General features: G+C 34.5%; 14 protein-coding genes and 2 tRNA genes. 8 read left to right on the forward strand and 8 right to left on the reverse strand.

Translation table 11 applies throughout. The annotated features are described in order from the left end of the window. Positions 1 to 2: 2 nt before the first annotated feature. The 3 genes from ACSSV5_RS07645 to ACSSV5_RS07655 all read right to left on the reverse strand — a co-directional run bounded on the left by ACSSV5_RS07645 (position 3) and on the right by ACSSV5_RS07655 (position 3,725). The gene (locus ACSSV5_RS07645; protein ID WP_454245415.1) at positions 3 to 1,631 is read right to left on the reverse strand and encodes a hypothetical protein; all 1,629 of its coding nucleotides are present in this window, start codon (positions 1,629 to 1,631) and stop codon (positions 3 to 5) included. 7 nt (positions 1,632 to 1,638) lie between these two features. After that, on the reverse strand, positions 1,639 to 2,502 hold the full coding sequence (locus tag ACSSV5_RS07650; RefSeq protein WP_454245416.1) for a DUF58 domain-containing protein: 864 nt from the start codon (positions 2,500 to 2,502) through the stop codon (positions 1,639 to 1,641). Positions 2,503 to 2,720: 218 nt separating this feature from the next. After that, on the reverse strand, positions 2,721 to 3,725 hold the full coding sequence (locus ACSSV5_RS07655; protein WP_211065272.1) for an AAA family ATPase: 1,005 nt from the start codon (positions 3,723 to 3,725) through the stop codon (positions 2,721 to 2,723). A gap of 240 nt (positions 3,726 to 3,965) precedes the next feature. On the opposite strand from ACSSV5_RS07655, the gene ACSSV5_RS07660 reads away from it, so the two are divergent. Beyond that, the gene (locus ACSSV5_RS07660) at positions 3,966 to 4,874 is read left to right on the forward strand and encodes a TIGR01777 family oxidoreductase (RefSeq protein WP_454245417.1); all 909 of its coding nucleotides are present in this window, start codon (positions 3,966 to 3,968) and stop codon (positions 4,872 to 4,874) included. 175 nt (positions 4,875 to 5,049) lie between these two features. On the opposite strand, the gene ACSSV5_RS07665 is transcribed toward ACSSV5_RS07660, so the two are convergent. The 3 genes from ACSSV5_RS07665 to ACSSV5_RS07675 form a co-directional block, all read right to left on the reverse strand. After that, positions 5,050 to 5,124 (reverse strand) — tRNA-Val (locus ACSSV5_RS07665). A gap of 33 nt (positions 5,125 to 5,157) precedes the next feature. Continuing rightward, positions 5,158 to 5,232: transfer RNA gene (locus ACSSV5_RS07670), tRNA-Val, on the reverse strand. A gap of 62 nt (positions 5,233 to 5,294) precedes the next feature. Continuing rightward, a complete protein-coding gene (locus ACSSV5_RS07675; RefSeq protein ID WP_454245418.1) occupies positions 5,295 to 7,559 on the reverse strand; it encodes an anion permease in 2,265 nt (754 codons plus the stop codon). 145 nt (positions 7,560 to 7,704) lie between these two features. Between ACSSV5_RS07675 and ACSSV5_RS07680 the strand changes: the two genes are divergently transcribed. Both ACSSV5_RS07680 and ACSSV5_RS07685 read left to right on the forward strand, forming a co-directional pair. After that, entirely contained in the window at positions 7,705 to 8,094 is a 390-nt protein-coding gene (locus ACSSV5_RS07680) for a DUF2721 domain-containing protein (protein ID WP_211065270.1), read from the forward strand. Between the two features lie 6 nt (positions 8,095 to 8,100). Further along, positions 8,101 to 9,003: an SMP-30/gluconolactonase/LRE family protein gene (locus ACSSV5_RS07685; RefSeq protein ID WP_454245419.1), complete on the forward strand. Its 903-nt coding sequence runs from the start codon at positions 8,101 to 8,103 to the stop codon at positions 9,001 to 9,003. A 39-nt stretch (positions 9,004 to 9,042) separates the two neighbouring features. Here ACSSV5_RS07685 and fbp read toward each other — a convergent pair whose 3' ends face one another. Beyond that, on the reverse strand, positions 9,043 to 10,050 hold the full coding sequence (gene fbp / locus ACSSV5_RS07690) for a class 1 fructose-bisphosphatase (RefSeq protein WP_454245420.1): 1,008 nt from the start codon (positions 10,048 to 10,050) through the stop codon (positions 9,043 to 9,045). Between the two features lie 106 nt (positions 10,051 to 10,156). Between fbp and ACSSV5_RS07695 the strand changes: the two genes are divergently transcribed. From ACSSV5_RS07695 to ACSSV5_RS07710, 4 genes are read left to right on the forward strand one after another with little or no spacing between them, the layout of a single operon-like run. After that, entirely contained in the window at positions 10,157 to 10,627 is a 471-nt protein-coding gene (locus ACSSV5_RS07695) for a GNAT family N-acetyltransferase (RefSeq protein ID WP_211065268.1), read from the forward strand. 9 nt (positions 10,628 to 10,636) lie between these two features. Then, the gene (locus ACSSV5_RS07700) at positions 10,637 to 11,896 is read left to right on the forward strand and encodes an aspartate kinase (protein ID WP_454245461.1); all 1,260 of its coding nucleotides are present in this window, start codon (positions 10,637 to 10,639) and stop codon (positions 11,894 to 11,896) included. 40 nt (positions 11,897 to 11,936) lie between these two features. Beyond that, on the forward strand, positions 11,937 to 13,745 hold the full coding sequence (locus ACSSV5_RS07705; protein ID WP_211065267.1) for a GNAT family N-acyltransferase: 1,809 nt from the start codon (positions 11,937 to 11,939) through the stop codon (positions 13,743 to 13,745). 4 nt (positions 13,746 to 13,749) lie between these two features. Then, a complete protein-coding gene (locus ACSSV5_RS07710) occupies positions 13,750 to 14,148 on the forward strand; it encodes an HIT family protein (RefSeq protein WP_454245421.1) in 399 nt (132 codons plus the stop codon). 745 nt (positions 14,149 to 14,893) lie between these two features. Here ACSSV5_RS07710 and ACSSV5_RS07715 read toward each other — a convergent pair. Then, positions 14,894 to 16,339, reverse strand: coding sequence for a glyceraldehyde-3-phosphate dehydrogenase (locus tag ACSSV5_RS07715; protein WP_454245422.1), 1,446 nt, complete (start codon positions 16,337 to 16,339; stop codon positions 14,894 to 14,896). Between the two features lie 377 nt (positions 16,340 to 16,716). On the opposite strand from ACSSV5_RS07715, the gene rfbD reads away from it, so the two are divergent. Then, on the forward strand, positions 16,717 to 17,559 hold the full coding sequence (gene rfbD, locus ACSSV5_RS07720; protein WP_454245423.1) for a dTDP-4-dehydrorhamnose reductase: 843 nt from the start codon (positions 16,717 to 16,719) through the stop codon (positions 17,557 to 17,559). Positions 17,560 to 17,583 lie beyond the last annotated feature (24 nt).

Consider the following 17,583-nt stretch of genomic DNA (forward strand, 5'->3'; position numbering starts at 1 on the left):
ACTTAGTTGTTTTCCAATTTAAATTCTACTGTATTTATAATTCTATTGGCTATTTCGTCTGCAAACTTATCTTTTTCATTATGAACAATAGTGATTTGTTGATAATTGCCACCTACGCCAAAATTTAAAATATGATAAGATTTGTCGATTTCATTGCCAGTAATTGGGTTTTTAATTTTGAAACTTCCATAGACTTTGATGCCTTTGGTGCCATCTAAAGTTTCAATTTCTTCGTCTTTACTCAAAATATTAATAGCACCTTTTTGTTCTAAATTTTTATAAATGCCGTCAATGGCTTGATTGAGATCAAATTTGGTTTCTTTTTTAAATTCTACGGTGCTCAACACCACATAAAGGTTTGAAAATAATGAACCGTCAACAAAAGTTTCGGTATCGAGAACCATATCATTTTGTTTGATGTTTTGATTGAGGCTATCAATGGGCTTTCTCACGAGAACTTCAGGTGTAGAAATTTGAACTGGCGGATAGCCGTAAGTGCTGGTGATCCAATCTTGTTCTAAGAGCTCTTTTGAAGCATTGCCGAAATAAGCATCTTTGACATAGTCGTAACCTTTGGTGGCGACTAAAGCAACGGTAGAAATTGTCACAATGGCCAATACAGCCAAAATAGCAAAAGCGATTTTTCGACGTTGACGTCGCTTTTTCAAAATGGCTTGATAGGCTTCATCGCGTTTTTTCTCTTCGTCGGTTGGCTCAGGAATTGCCGTTTGCATACTGTTGGTGAATGTTTCAACGTTTTTACGATCCGTTTTTGCCGTCAAAACATCAGGTGCAGATTTGGCAAACTTAGCAAGGTCAGCCCGCTGCAAAACTTTTTTAAAGTCTTCAATCAGGTCTTGACTGATGTTGAGTTTTTGATTTTGGCGTCTGTTTTCAAGCTCATCTACCAACTCATTACTGGTATATTCTAAAGCCTTGATTTCAACTTTTTCTTCAAGATATCTTCGGCTGATGTCGGTGAGTTGAGAATAATATTCTTTTAAATTTCTATCGTCAATCAATTTAGAATTGTCTAATTCTTGCAAAGATTGAATGGCGCGTTGATACGGCGGAATGCGTTTTTTCTTCTCGTCTTTTTTCTTTTTAAATTTAAAAATGAGAAAAATTAAACATAAGACCACAACAATAGCCAACAAAGTCCACCAAATCCAGGATTGAATTTCGAAAGGCTTCTCAAAATCGATATAAGTTTTAATGGGGTAAAGTTTTTGCTTAGTCGTATCAACCACCACATCGTTGACACGAACTTTGATACTGTCGGTTTCAATAAAACTGTCGTTGAGCTTTAAGGTTTGTTTCCCAATGGTATAACTTCCTGAATCAAATTGAGTTAGAGCATAAGTTTTAGATAAAATTTTAAGTGGTTCGAGCTGTGTGGTGTCAATTTTGTAAGCTTCTACCATTTCTAATGGCGTAAAAGTTTGTCCTTCAGGAAAAACAATAACATCTTCAGGTTGAACCTTTGCTGTAATTTTATATTTAATTTGTTCGCCAATTTTAATAGTATCGCGGTCTATTTCTGCCGAGACTTCTTGTGCATTAATTTCAAAATTAGATATCAGTAGAACTAGTGTTAAAATTAATTGATATGTAAGTTGATCTAATCTCATTAATGGCTTATCTGGCTTTAAAATAACTTAATAATTTTTTGACGTAACTTTCTTCTACTTGAGTAGAAATGCGACCAGCACCGCTCAGTTTAAAAGTTTTATCAAAATATTCTACACGGTCTAAATACTGTTTTCTATAGGCTTGTCTTGTGCTTTTTAAAGCAGAATTGAGCCATACCAACTTCCCACTTTCGGCATCTTGAGCTTGGATAAGCCCGACATTGGGCAATTCGGTTTCGCGTTTATCATAAATTCTAATCCCAGTCACATCGTGGCGTTGTGCTACAATTTTTAAACTTCGCTCATAATCATCGTCCATAAAATCTGACATCACAAAGGCAATTGCTCTTTTTTTAATCATATTGCTTAAAGATTTTAGTGCCAAAGAAATATCAGTTTTTTTGTTTTGAGGTTTAAATTCAATGAGTTCACGAATAATTCTCAAGACGTGCATACGTCCTTTTTTAGGAGGAATGTAAAGTTCAATTTGGTCTGTAAAGAGCATCAAACCCACTTTATCATTATTTTGAATAGCAGAAAAGGCAAGAGTTGCTGCAATTTCTACCAAAATATTTCGCTTATAGGTGGTTTGTGTGCCAAAAGTTTCTGAAGCCGAAATATCTATTAAAAGCATCATAGTCAGTTCGCGTTCTTCTTCAAAAACCTTGACAAACGGCTCGTTGTAACGTGCCGTAACATTCCAATCAATTGCACGCACATCATCGCCAAATTGATAACTGCGAACTTCGCTAAACGTCATTCCACGTCCTTTAAAAGCCGAATGATACTCGCCACCAAACACGTGATTGCTCAAACGACGGGTTTTGATTTCGATTTTTCTAACTTTTTTAAGAAGTTCTTTGGTATCCATAGTAGCCCATCCTAAATCCTTCCCAGAGGGAAGGACTTTAATTTTGATTATTTTTTAAATGTTTTTATCATTAAAAAACTATAAATTACTTGTCCTAAATCCTTCATTTCGAATTCGCTCAATGCGACGCCAAGTGGAAGGACTTTAATTTTTAACTTGTTAAAAATTGGTTTATGTTCATACTAAATTTGTTTTTTGATAAAGTAAAAAGTGATTGGTTATGGCACTTCGACTTCGTTGACAATTTTGGCGATGATGTCTTCTGAGGTTACATTTTCGGCTTCGGCTTCGTAGGTAATGCCAACACGGTGTCTTAATACATCCATCACAACAGCTCTGACATCTTCAGGAATCACATAACCACGGCGTTTGATAAAGGCGTAGCATTTGGCACAAATTGCCAAGTTGATGCTACCACGTGGAGAAGCTCCAAAACTTATGAGGGGTTTGATTTCACTGAGTTTGTATTGGTCTGGATATCGGGTTGCAAAAATCAAATCTAAAATGTATTTCTCAATTTTTTCGTCCATATAAACATGCTTAACAGCTTCTTGTGCTTTTAGGATTTGATCGATAGAAACAACGGATTTGACCTTGTTGTAATCGCCAGCCAAATTAGCTCTAACCACTTGTTGTTCTTCTTCTATTTTTGGATAGTCAATTACGGTTTTAAGCATAAAACGATCTACTTGCGCTTCAGGAAGTGGGTAAGTTCCTTCTTGTTCAACGGGGTTTTGAGTCGCCATTACTAAGAAAGGTTTATCTAAAATAAAGGTTTCATCGCCAATAGTAACTTGCTTTTCTTGCATAGCTTCCAGCAATGCGGATTGCACTTTAGCAGGTGCACGGTTGATCTCATCTGCCAAGACAAAGTTGGCGAAAATCGGTCCTTTTTTAATGCTAAAATCATTGACTTTCATATTGTAAATCATCGTCCCTACAACATCTGCTGGTAATAAGTCTGGCGTGAATTGAATACGACTAAAAGACCCGTCAACAGCGTTTGACAAGGTGTTGATGGCAAGGGTTTTGGCCAAACCAGGAACTCCTTCAAGCAAAATATGACCGCGACCGATGAGTCCGATAAGCAAACGTTCAAGCATTTGTTTTTGCCCGATAATGACTTTGTTCATTTCTTGGGTGAGAATTTCGACAAAGGCACTTTCTTTTTCAATTTTTTCATTGATTTGTGCAATATCAACATTGGTATTTTGAGCATCCATAGGCGATGTGTTTACTATTTTATTTAGCAACGCAAATTGATAAAATATTTGTATTGAGCTTGTTAAGGTCTGGTTAAAAGTTAAAAATAGTTTTTCTTGACTTTAACTTGTTAAAAATCAATTGAAAATTAGTCTGTTGCCTATGATTTTAAAGCGTTTAATCCTTCGTGTTTAAAAAACTTTAATCATTCCTTAGGAAAGTGCCAAAGAAATATGCTTTACATTTAGATAAAAAAGAAAATGAAGGTATTGATAACAGGGGCAACAGGATTGGTGGGGAAAGCCTTGACCACACAACTCTTAGAACGCGGTGATGAAGTGAATTACCTTACAACACGAGAATCAAAAGTCGAAAATAAGGATAATTTAAAAGGTTTTCAATGGAATCCTCATAAACAAAAGATTGATAAAGCCTGTTTTGAAGACGTAGATTGTATTGTCAATTTAGCTGGTGCAAGTGTCGCAAAACGTTGGACAAAGGAGCACAAAAAAGCCATTTTAGATAGTAGGATTGATACATTAAATCTTTTACATAAAAGCCTATCAGAAATTAAGCACAATATCAAGCATTTAGTTTCAGCGAGTGCTGTTGGGGTTTATCCCAGTTCATTAACCAAGCTTTACGATGAAACTGAGACAGAGTTAAGTGATGATTTTTTAGGTCAAGTGGTTCAAGAATGGGAAAAAGCTTCAAACCAATTTGAAGACTTAAATATAAATGTAGCTCAACTTCGCATTGGTGTTGTGCTTTCTGGTGATGGTGGTACTTTAGAACAAATGGTTAAACCGATAAAAAATTATGTTGGTGCAGTTTTAGGTTCTGGCAAACAATGGCAATCTTGGATACATATTAAAGATTTGGCGTCTATGTTTTGTTACGTTATGGATGAAGAATTAACGGGCGTTTACAATGCCGTTGCACCCAATCCAGTGAACAATAAAAAATTAACCCAAGCTATTGCTAAAGTTTTGGATCAACCCATACTACTTCCACCCGTGCCAAAATTTGCTTTAAAGCTGTTGCTTGGTGAAATGGCTCAAATTGTGCTCGGCAGTCAATTGGTCAGTGCTCAAAAAATTCAAGATCATGGATTTGTATTTGAATTTGTTCATGTTGAGCAAGCTTTGGGAGATATTTTAAGGGAATAATTTTTCTTTTAGTATCAATAGCTTATTTTAATCCCACAACTTTTTTGCTTGATTTGTGGTTTTGCTGAAGACAAATACAGAAAGGTCTTGTTAAAAGGTTTAAAGCTATGTTTTGAGCCTTGCGTTGATTAAATTAAAAATCCCAACACCGACGATGTTGAGATTCTGCTTGCCGTGGGTCATACTGGATTCGAACCAGTGACTTCTACCCTGTCAAGGTAACACTCTAAACCAACTGAGTTAATGACCCGAGATAAAAAAACCCAAACTAAGTTTGGGCTTGTGGGTGCGAAGGGATTCGAACCCCTGACCTTCTGGGTGTAAACCAGATGCTCTAAACCAACTGAGCTACGCACCCCAAAATGCGGATGCAAATATAAACTAATTTTAAATTATCAAAAACTTTATGTTGAGATTAATTTAAAATTCTTCTTTGGCTTCTGAGTAATAATCGTAAAAAAGGCTGAGAATATTAATTCCAGCTGTAATCATATCTTTAGTTTCTAAAAGCAACCCGAAATAAAATTTGGTATTTTGTTGACCCATATCAGTGGTTCGTATGCGTTCAATTTGTTTTTGTATCAAATCTGATACTTTTTCTTGGAGTTCTTTTTTCTGTTCTATCAAAAACTCGATATCATCAAACTCGTTTTTATTAAAAACCGATTTGATATGAGCAAAAACAGCTGACAAATCACGGCTGATGCCTTTCAGTTCTCGTATTTGATTAAATTTTAAATTCCTATGGGTATTATTCACATATTTGAAACTTGTCCGTATCATATAAGCCATAGATTGGACCATCTCTTGTAAGTAATCTAAAGTAAGAATGTAAAACTTGCTTGATTCAACGGTATCATCTTCAAGAGATTTGATATAGTAAAACACGTTATCCTTTAAATCGTCAATTTCGGTTTCAAGTTCGGGTAAATCTTTAAGTATTTTTTTGAGTTTAGATAAGTCATGATAACCTAAGCCATTCACCATTTCAGTATATCTCGCGTCTATGCCTTCTATAACAGAAACAATGTTTTGAGAAGATTCTGCTGTAATATCATTAATGGTTATAATATCACTTCTTTTAAAACGCTTATTTTGTTTTTGAGATTTTATGCGTTTTGAATGTTTAATTCCGCTTCTTATTAAAGAAAATACAACAAAGGCCGTTAAAAAAACCATAGCATAAATCTCACCATAATAAATAATAAGAGCCATCACTGCAGCTAGACTAAAAGCAATTATAGCCGTAATCATCCAAGACCCTATCACGTTAAGCACTCCAGAAACACGATAGACCGCACTTTCTCTTCCCCAAGCTTTGTCGCCAAATGATGTTCCCATAGCAACCATAAATGTGATGTAAGTTGTTGATAACGGTAAAGTAAAATTAGTTGCGATAGAAATTAAAATACTGGCTAACACCAAGTTAATTGATGCCCGAAGCATATCAAAAGATGGTTTTGTAATACCTTGGTTTAGCTTTTGAGTTTGCCCCTTTTCAAATCTTGCCTTGGCAAATTCATTAAAAGATTTTGGTATGATAGATTTTACACCTACACCAACATGATAAAATAGTCTAACAACTTTTCGAGATAATGTGTTGGCTTTAAAACGCTCTTCGCCTTCTCCCTGACGACTCAAGTTTACCCCAGTTTGAACCACATATTGTGCTTTACTTGAAAACCAAAGCGTAAAAACCATCACTAAACCTGCAATAATTAAAATATATTCAGGGGTTTCTACTTCGCCAGAGAGAGCTTTCATGCTAAAATCTGATGGCAAAACACCTGTAAGTTGATAAGCTTCACTCCATAATTCAAAAGATTGCCAAGCAGCAACACTCACGCCAATAAAATTGACCATATCATTACCCGCAAAAGCCAATGCTAATGCAAATGTGCCAAACACAATAATAAATTTAAAAAGATTGATTTTTAAAATTTGTTCAACAATCCAAGACAATATTGTCCATATCAACAAGCTAAACAAAATGATAACCCTAGCATTGCTTTTAACAATATTTACAAAATCATCATCTATAAATTGTATGGTATTAATCCCTTTGATGAGTATAAAATAGGTGATAGCACTAAACGAAACGCCACCAAATAAAGCTTTTAGCCAAATGGGCTTCTGTTTAAACTCAAAAGTAAAAATCAATCTGCTTATATATTGTATAATAGCTCCAACAACAAAAGCCAAAACTACTGATAACAAAATACCTAAGGTAATGTCTGTGGCCTTACCAACATTGATGTATTCACTCAACACCTTATCGACTTCAGATCGACTATTAATTTTTAATAAAGCTAAACATACCGATGCTCCTAATAACTCAAATACAACTAAAACCGTTGTAGATATCGGAATCCCATACGAGTTAAAAACATCAAGAAGTAAAATATCGGTGACCAATACCGCTAAAAAAATTATTATAATTTCATCAAAAAAATAAAGCTCAGGCATAAAAATACCTTTTCTAGCTACTTCCATTAAACCGCTAGAAAACACAGCACCAACCAAAACACCTATACCTGCAACCGTCAATATGGTTCGCATTGGAATTGCCTTTGACCCTATAGCAGAGTTTAAAAAATTAACCGCATCATTACTTACACCAACTATTAAATCTGCTATGGCCAGACCAAAAATCAGTATAATAATAATGCTGTAAAATGTTTCCATATCAATTTTGACAAAATAATCTGCAAAAGTCAAATAATCTTTGTTGATAACTTTCTAAAACTTATTATTAAATTGTTAAGACTTATTTTAAAACTTGATGCCTTATTTGTAATCATAATATCTTAAATTTACAAAAATTTGATTAATGAATATTTCATTAACTACACCAGCACTACTTTTCCCTGCCATATCTCTCTTGCTTTTAGCTTATACCAATAGGTTTTTGACTATCGCTGGACTGATAAGAAATCTATACAATGGCTATAAATCTGACCCTAAAGACAGTATTAGAGCTCAAATCTCAAATTTAAAAAAACGGGTGGTTTTGATTAAAAATATGCAAATTTTTGGTATTCTTTCCCTATTTTTATGCGTCTTAAGTATGTTTTTGATTTTTGAAGAAGTAAGCCTTTATGGAAACTTAGTTTTTGGGCTATCTCTTGTTTTGCTCATGGTTTCCCTAGCTTTGTCTATTATTGAAATTCAAATCAGCGTCAAAGCTCTCAATATTCAATTATCCGATATGGAAAAATAAAATCTTATGAAACAAATAGCTTTATTTTTAATACTATCGCTAATAGCTTGCAAAAAGCAATCTAAAAACCAAAATAAATCCAAAGAGCTAAATGTAAAAATAGAGATGGTCAAACCTGTTAAAAAATTGGTTTCAGGCTTTAAATTTACAGAAGGTCCAGCTGTTGATGCCAAAGGCAATGTTTATTTTTCTGATATTCCAAACTCTAAAATTTGGATCTGGACTACTGCCGATAGCCTTAAACTTTATCGAGAAAACAGTCATGGCTCAAATGGTTTGTTTTTTGATAACAACCAAAATCTTTTAGCCTGTGAAGGTCTAAAGGCTCGTATTACTTCTACCAACCCTGTTGGAGATTATAAAACTTTAGCATCACAATATCAAGGCAAGCCCTTTAACCAAACCAACGACCTCTGGTCTGACAAAAAAGGTGGCGTTTATTTTACAGACCCAAAATATGATGGTAATATAAATATTTTACCTCAAGGTGGAATGCACGTGTTTTATATCACTCCATATGGCAAAGTCATTAAAGTTTGTGAAGACTTAACCCGACCTAATGGAATAATTGGCACCCCTGACGGAAAAACCCTTTTTGTCTCTGACCGTGGTGCTGGCAAAACTTATCAATATCACATAAAAAAAGACGGCTCACTAATCAATAAAACCCTTTTTGTCAATTTGGGTAGTGATGGCATGACTATAGATCAAGCTAATCATATTTATATCACAACTAAAGATAAGTCTCAAATTGATATTTTTTCTAAAAACGGACAACATCTTAAAACTTTAAAAATCCCTGAAGTACCTACAAATGTTTGCTTTGGCGGAAAAAATAGGAATAAACTTTTTATTACCGCTCAAACTTCATTGTACAGTATAGAGCTAAATATGAAAGGTGTAAAATAGAAATACTCTATCCAAATTTTATAAAATCCACAGAAAAGATTAAACCTCTTTAGCCATAAACGCTTCAGCCTTTTCCACCATTTTTTTGCTCCCACAAAAAAACGGCACACGCTGATGAAGTTCAGTAGGTTGGATATCCATAATGCGTTGTTTGCCATCGCTGGCTTTTCCGCCAGCTTGTTCAACTATAAATGCCATTGGATTGCACTCATATAACAGGCGCAATTTACCATCAGTTACCTTTGAACTTTTAGGATAAATATAAATGCCTCCTTTTATCATATTTCTATGAATATCAGACACTAATGAGCCGATATATCGAGAAGTGTAAGGTCTGTTGTCTTTTTCTTCTTGACAGTATTTAATGTAATCTTTAACGCCTTGTGGAAAATGCACATAATTTCCTTCGTTAATTGAATAAATCTGTCCAGTTTCAGGAAATTTCATATTAGGATGAGACAAATAATAAGTTCCGATAGCCGGATTAAGTGTAAACCCATTCACACCATAACCTGTGGTGTAAACCAACATTGTCGAAGTGCCGTAAATGATATAACCCGCAGCCACTTGTTGATGACCAGGCTGAAGAAAATCTCGCATCTCAACAGGTTGTCCGATTGGTGTAACGCGTCTATAAATTGAAAAAATTGTTCCAACAGATACATTAACATCAATATTTGAACTGCCATCTAACGGATCCATTAGCACCACATACTTGTTGTCATGAGCTTTGTTATGACCTTGAACGGTTATAAAACTGTCTTCTTCTTCAGAAGCAATCCCACAAACAATTTCACGATTGGTCAAGGTTTCTATAAATAAATTGTTGGCATAAACATCCAGTTTTTGTTGTTCTTCACCTTGTATATTGGTTTCTCCATGTTGACCAAGAATATCGACCAAACCTGCTTTATTGACTTCGTGATTAACAACTTTAGCCGCCAAGCGAATGGAGTTGATCAATCTTGAAAGCTCGCCTGAGGAATACTTAAAAGATTTTTGATGCTCAATGATAAATTCACCTAGCGTTTGATGTGGTTGAGTCATAACGAAAACGTTGTAGTTTGTGCAAAAATATAAAATCATTTCATTAACAACTTATTGAAGTTGGTTTTTTAAATACATTTGTTTTTTAAATAATATTGTGTTAACTATGAATTTTAAAATCCGATTTGCAAAACCCGAAGATGTCAAAAGTGTTATGCAACTTATACACGAATTGGCAGTCTATGAAAACGAACCTGATGCTGTAGAAATAGACGAGAATTATGTTTTGAAATACGGGTTTGGCAAACACAAAGCTTTTGATTGCTTAGTCGCTGAAAGTGAAGATGATGAAATTTTAGGTATGGCTTTGTTTTACAATCGATTTTCAACTTGGAAAGGACTTAGCATTCATCTTGAAGACTTGATAGTAAAGCAAAAACACAGAAAAAAAGGCATTGGCAAGGCACTTTTTGAAGCTTTAATCAAACACGCCAAAACAGAAAATATCAACCGATTAGAATGGGTGGTTTTAGATTGGAATATTGATGCCATTAAATTCTATGAATCTTATGGTGCTAAAGTGTTTCAAGAATGGCGAACGGTTCAAATGGATAAAGAGACTATTCAAAATTTTTAAAATAAAATGATACAAGTGTTTAAATTTGGTGGTGCATCGGTAAAGGATGCCAAAGGCGTACGAAATGTAGCGAAAGTTATTGAGCTTACAGGCAAAACTCATAAGGTGGTTGTGGTTTCAGCTATGGGTAAAACCACAAATGCACTTGAACACATCATCGATCTGTATTTTTCTCAAAATAAAGCCTTAAAATCTGAAATTGAGAAATTAAAACAATATCATCATAACATTTTAGATGATTTATTTGAAACCAACCAACATCCAGCTTACACCAAAACCAATTACTTTTTTGACGAATTAGAGATTTTTTTAAGTCGAAATAAATCGCCGAATTACGACTTTGTTTATGACCAAGTCGTGGCGTTTGGCGAGTTGATCAGCACGAGCATTGTCAGTCAATTTTTAAACCATAAAGGCATTGATAATGCTTGGCACGATTGCAGAAATCTTATCGACACCAACAGCACACATCGTGATGCCGAAGTGAATTGGGAGCAAACCCAAACCAAAATTAAAGCACATATCAATCCTGAAGAGCTCAGCATCACCCAAGGTTTTATCGGCTCAGATGAAAACAATTTCACAACCACTTTAGGTCGAGAAGGTAGTGACTATACAGCAGGTATTATTGCCTATTGCCTTAACGCCGAAAGCGTAACTATTTGGAAAGACGTCCCTGGGGTTTTAAACGGCGATCCAAATATATTCAACAATACACAATTGCTCAATCAAATTTCTTACGAAGAAGCTATTGAATTGGCATTTTATGGTGCTTCTGTCATTCATCCTAAAACTTTGCAACCATTACAACAAAAGGAAATTCCTTTGTTTGTCAAATCTTTTTACAACCCCAAATCGCCTGGAACTTGTGTCTCTAAAGGTAAAGCTATTGAACCAAAAGTGCCGTGTTATATTGTCAAAAACAATTTGATCATGTTGTCGCTGTCAACTTTAGATTTTTCGTTTTTTGTGGAAGATAATATCAGTGAAATTTTTGCCTTGTTCCATAAATATCAAATTAAAGTAGATTTGATCCAAAATTCAGCAATAAGCTTTTCGGTTTGTATTGATAATAAATTTAAAAATGCCGAGAAATTGATTGAGCATCTCAAAGCTAAATTTAAGGTTAAATATGAAAAAGATGTAACTTTACTCACTATTCGTCATTATACAGACAAAACATTAAAAGAGATGACTAAACAAAAGAAAATCTTACTCAAACAATATACACAACAAACGGTTCAGCTTGTGGTAAAGTCTTCTCAATAAAGTTGTTTATATTTACACTAACAAAAAAAACAAACCAACGATGCCAATTGTAACTGCAACAGAAGTGTCTAAAGGCTTAAATTTAAATAAATTTGGTGCTTTTGGTGTTTTTTTTGGTCATATTTTCCTAAGACTTTCTAAGTTAAACAAACTCAATACCGTCTATGATCGTTATAAGCATTTAGATGCTGTAGATTTTATAGATGCGGTGTTGATTGAGTTAGGTGTTGCTTTTGAAATTCCTGAAAAAGATTTAAAACGTATCCCTAAAAATGGAGCCTTTATCAGTATTTCAAATCATCCACTTGGTGGCATTGATGGCTTGATTTTGCTCAAACTTATGCTTGAAGCACGTGAAGATTACAAAATTATTGCCAATTTCTTATTGCAACGTTTAAAGCCTATCGAAGATAAAGTCATGCCGGTTAATCCGTTTGAAACACGACAAGAAGTCAAATCAAGTGTTATAGGTCTCAAGCAAGCTCTACAACATCTTAAAAACGGATATCCCTTAGGTATTTTTCCTGCTGGTGAAGTCTCAACTTACAAAGTAGATAATGATATTGTTGATAAACCTTGGACTGATGAAGCCATAAAATTGATTAAAAAAGCAGAAGTTCCTGTTTTGCCTGTATATTTTCACGCTAAAAACAGCTTGGCGTTTTACAACTTAGCTAAAATTAGTGATAGCTTAAGAACAGCCAAACTACCAAGTGAAATGCTTACTCAAAGCCACAGAAATATAAAAGTCAGAATAGGTTATCCTATAAATCTCAATGATCAAAACCAATTTGAGAACTTACAAGATTACAAGGCTTTTTTACGAAAGAAAACTTATATGATGTCAAGCAGTTTTGAAAAAACAAGTTTAATCAAAAGCTTTCCAAGACAAATCAAATTTCCAATTCAAAACAAAGTTAAAAAAATTGTTTCAGAAGGTTCTCAACAGCTTATTTTAAAAGAAATTGAAGTGTGCAGAACGCAGAAAAAATGTTTGCTAAAAAGTAAAAATTACGAAGTTTTTTTTGCAAAGCGAGCATTAATTCCTAATGTGGTCAGAGAAATAGGGCGGTTAAGAGAAATCACATTTAGATCGATTGGCGAAGGAACAAACAAACCTATAGATTTAGATGATTACGACAACTATTACCACCATATGTTTTTATGGGATCACGATGCCCAAAAAATTGTGGGTTCATATCGTATGGGTTTGGGTAAAGAAATCTATAAACAATACGGTATAGAAGGATTTTATCTCAGCGAACTCTTTAGGTTTGAACCCGAATCTCATCGCTTGATGAGTGAAGCTATTGAAATGGGTCGAGCATTTATCATACAAGAATATCAACAAAAACCCATGCCGTTGTTTTTGCTATGGAAAGGTATTGTGCACTGCACGTTGAGATTTCCAGAGCATAAATATTTAATCGGTGGTGTGAGCATTAGCAATAAGTTTTCGAATTTCTCTAAATCGATTATGATTGAATTTATGAAATCTAATTACTACGACCCGTATTTAGCACAATATGTTCATCCAAAAAAAGAATTTAAAGTCAAACTCAAAGATGTGGATAAAGATTTTGTATTTGATGCCACTCAAGCCGATTTAAATAAATTTGACAAACTCATTGACGAATTAGAATCTGACAACTTGCGTTTACCTGTTTTGATAAAAAAATACATCAAACAAAACGCTAAAGTTGTGGCTTTCAACGTTGATCCTTTATTTAACAACTCGGTTGATGGTTTGATGTATATCCGAATTAAAGATTTGCCCGAAAGCACCGTCAAACCTGTTTTAGAAGAATTTCAAGCCGAACTTGAAGCTCAACAACAACAAAAAGAATAAAATTATGGCTACAATTTTCACAAAAATTATCAATGGCGAAATCCCGTCCTACAAAGTTGCTGAAAATGAAGAATTCATTGCATTTTTAGACATTAACCCTAATGCCAAAGGCCATACGCTTTGCGTGCCAAAAAAAGAAGTCAATAAACTATTTGATTTAGATGAAGTGACTTACATCAAATTGATGTCCTTTTCAAGACAAGTGGCTTTGGCTTTACGACAAGTTGTTGACTGCAAGCGAATTGGTATGTCAGTTGTAGGATTAGAAGTGCCACACGTACACGTGCACCTGATTCCCATCAATGCTATGAAAGATATGACGTTTCAGCACAAAGTCAAAATGTCTGATGATGAGTTTAAGGCTTTGGCTGAAAAGGTTGCTAAGGTTTTTAATAAGATGTAATTCCGTCTTAATTGTAACTTTAATTATATAAATACCGTCAAATATCTGACGGTATTTTGTTAAATTATAAATCAGGGTAATTTTAGTCAATGGTTAAAGGTTAAGTAACGTGAGTTCGATTTATTGAAAGCTGTAAATCAGATGATAACATCTTTTTGTTAGCAAATTTTGTCATTTCGAACGAAGAATGAGGAGAAATCTCATCCTACTGAGATGTCTCATCGCTCGTGCTTCGCTCTATCGACTTGACAAATGATTAAATATCTATATTTTATTGGAATTTATATCGAACTCACCTTAAATAGGGAATCCTCATTCTTCTATAAACCACTAAATTTCAGTTATTAAACTTGAAGAATTTGGTGATCTTTGCCAAATGAATTTAAGTCAAAATAATAGATGGATAAAATTAGCCTGTCATTTTCCTTGGGATGAATGTGTTAAAATTTATTCGAATGACTTACAGGGAAGAAATTGAAATCATAGAAAATGGATAAATCCATTCACCATCGAATATTTGCAATCCATAGCCCACGGTTTAAACCGTGGGCTATGGAAAATGCACAATCCTTAGCGTTTCAACGGTTTTTAATAGTTATTTTTTGTGGGCGTGGCGTGGCGACCAACGGAAGCCACGAAACGCGCAGACAAAAAAACAAAAGACAAACAACTATAGCCGAAAGCGGGAACTGACCTTAGCAAACAAGACTAAAGTTTTTCTGCTTCTAAAAAATTTTGTTTATCATTAATAATACGTAAACCGCCTGACTTTCGCTATGTGTTTTGCCAGACGGATAACTTGATGGCTGTAGCCGTATTCATTATCATACCAAACATAAAGTATGCAGTTTTTTGGATGTTCTGATATTGTTGCATTGCTGTCAAAAATGGCTGGTGCGGCGTTGCCAATAATATCGCTTGACACCATTTCATTGTTGATGGCATATTTAATTTGTTCAACCAATTCGCCTTCAAGTGCATAAGTTTTGATACACTTGTTTATGTTTTCAAGGCTCACTTCAGATTTTAGGTTGAGATTTAAAATTGCCAAAGAGCCATTTGGCACAGGAACCCGAATAGCATTAGAAGTTAATTTGCCTTCTAATTGAGGAAGTGCTTTGGCAACCGCTTTGCCCGCACCTGTTTCGGTAATCACCATATTGATGGCAGCAGCACGACCACGTCTGTATTTTTTATGCATATTATCAACCAAGTTTTGGTCGTTGGTATAGGCATGAATGGTTTCAAGATGACCGTTTTCGATGCCAAATGTATCTTCAATGGCTTTTAAAATAGGCGTAATAGCATTGGTTGTGCAAGAGGCTGCCGAAAAGATATCGTGTTGGTCTAAATCAAATTGGTTTTGGTTGACACCGTGAACGATATTAGGCACGCCTTTGCCGGGTGCGGTAAGCAAAACTTTTGACACGCCTTTGGCTTTGAGATGTCGGCTCAAAGCTTCTTTATCTCGAAATGCTCCGGTATTGTCTAAAACCAAGGCATCTTGAATGCTATATTGTGTATAATCGATATTTTCTGGCGAATTTGAGGTGATCAAATAAACTGTAGTACCGTTTATAACCAAAGCTTGATTTTCATAATCTGCAACCACATTGCCGTGAAATTCGCCGTGAATGGAGTCGTTTTTTAACAAAGACAAGCGTTTGTCAATAATCTCATCGGTGATATTTCCTCGAGTTACAATGGCTCTTAACCTAAGTTGGTTGCCACTTCCCGTTTTGGTCATGAGTTCACGAGCTAAAAGCCGACCAATTCTTCCAAAACCATAGAGAATAACATCTTTTGGTGTGATATCAGAATGGTATTCAATGCCTATAAGTTTAGAGACTAAAAAATCGTTGACATCTTCGTAGTCTTGACTTTCATGTTGAAATTCGTGGGTAAGTTTGCCCAAATCTATTTTAGCTGGTGGCGTTTCCATTTCAAGCAGTGCTTCAGCTATGTTTAAAGATTCAAAGACACTGATGGGTTTTTCTACAAATGCACGTGTGTAATGGTGCAAATCTAAAACCTCAGCAACACTTTTGTTGATAAGTGAATTTCTAAAAAGAACGAGTTCAACCGCTCGGTCAAACCATAAATCTTGCACAATTTTGATGAGTTGAGCAGCTGTTTTGCTCATTTTGGCTTGCTCTGACAATTGAATATCGATGTGTTGTAATGTAGGCATAATAGATTTTTTTTTGCAAAAGTATCAAACTATATCGTTTTCGTTTATATAATTATTCAATATTTTTCTCTTTTGCCACTAATGCATTAAAAATCTTGTAGTCATTAATGAATTAGTGGCTTAAAAAAAATTCTTATAAACGTGAGTTTGACAAACAACATATAATGACTTTTTAACATATAAGATAAAGAATATTTTCATCATAAAGCATAGTTTCGATAATTCTGACAAATTTCGGGATTCTTTGTTTTACTTCGAAAAATCACTCAATTTGACGGTTTTATAAAATTGCGATATAGCTTTAACCATAAAAAAAATTACTATTCGATAAACATCATTTATTTTTAAAAATCATTAAATTCGCAAAAACTTAAGCATTGAATATACTTGTTACAGGCTCAAAAGGTCAATTGGGTTCAGAATTCAAATGTCTTGAGGAAGATAGTGAACATCATTTTCAATTTACAGATTCCAAAACTTTAGATATTACAGATATCGAGGCATTAAATTTTTATTTTAACAAAAATCATATTGATTTGATTATCAATTGTGCAGCATATACCGCTGTAGATCAAGCAGAAGACGATGTTGAAAAGGCATTGAGTATCAATCGCGATGCTATATATAACTTGGTTAATATTTGTGAAAAACATCAAATAGCCTTAATCCATTTTTCAACAGATTATGTGTTTGATGGTCAAAATTACAAACCCTACACAGAAGATGATGCGGTTAGCCCTCTTGGTGTTTACGGACAATCTAAACGTGCAGGTGAAGAGGCTATTTTAAATTCAAAAGCGAGCAGTTTAATTGTTCGTACTTCTTGGTTGTATTCAAAATATGGTCATAATTTTATGAAATCAATGTTGCGTTTGGGGCAAGAGCGTGATCAGCTTCAAATCGTTTATGATCAAATCGGCACGCCAACACATGCACGAGATTTGGCAAAAGCCATGATGACTTGTGTAAGCCAATATATGATTTGGCAAAATAAACAAAGTATTTATCACTATGCCAACGAAGGCGTTGCCTCATGGTATGATTTTGCTAAAGCTATTTTTGATAAGGAAGCTATTGACTGTAAATTAATTCCTATATTGTCAAAAGATTATCCAACAAAAGCTAAACGTCCTCACTATTCGGTTATGGATAAAAATAAATTCAAAACGGTTTTTGGGATAGAAATTTTACACTGGCAAGACTCCCTCAAAAGCCTTTAATATTAAAATATTAAAGTTTAAAGT

The organism is Psychroflexus sp. MBR-150 (genome assembly GCF_053628795.1).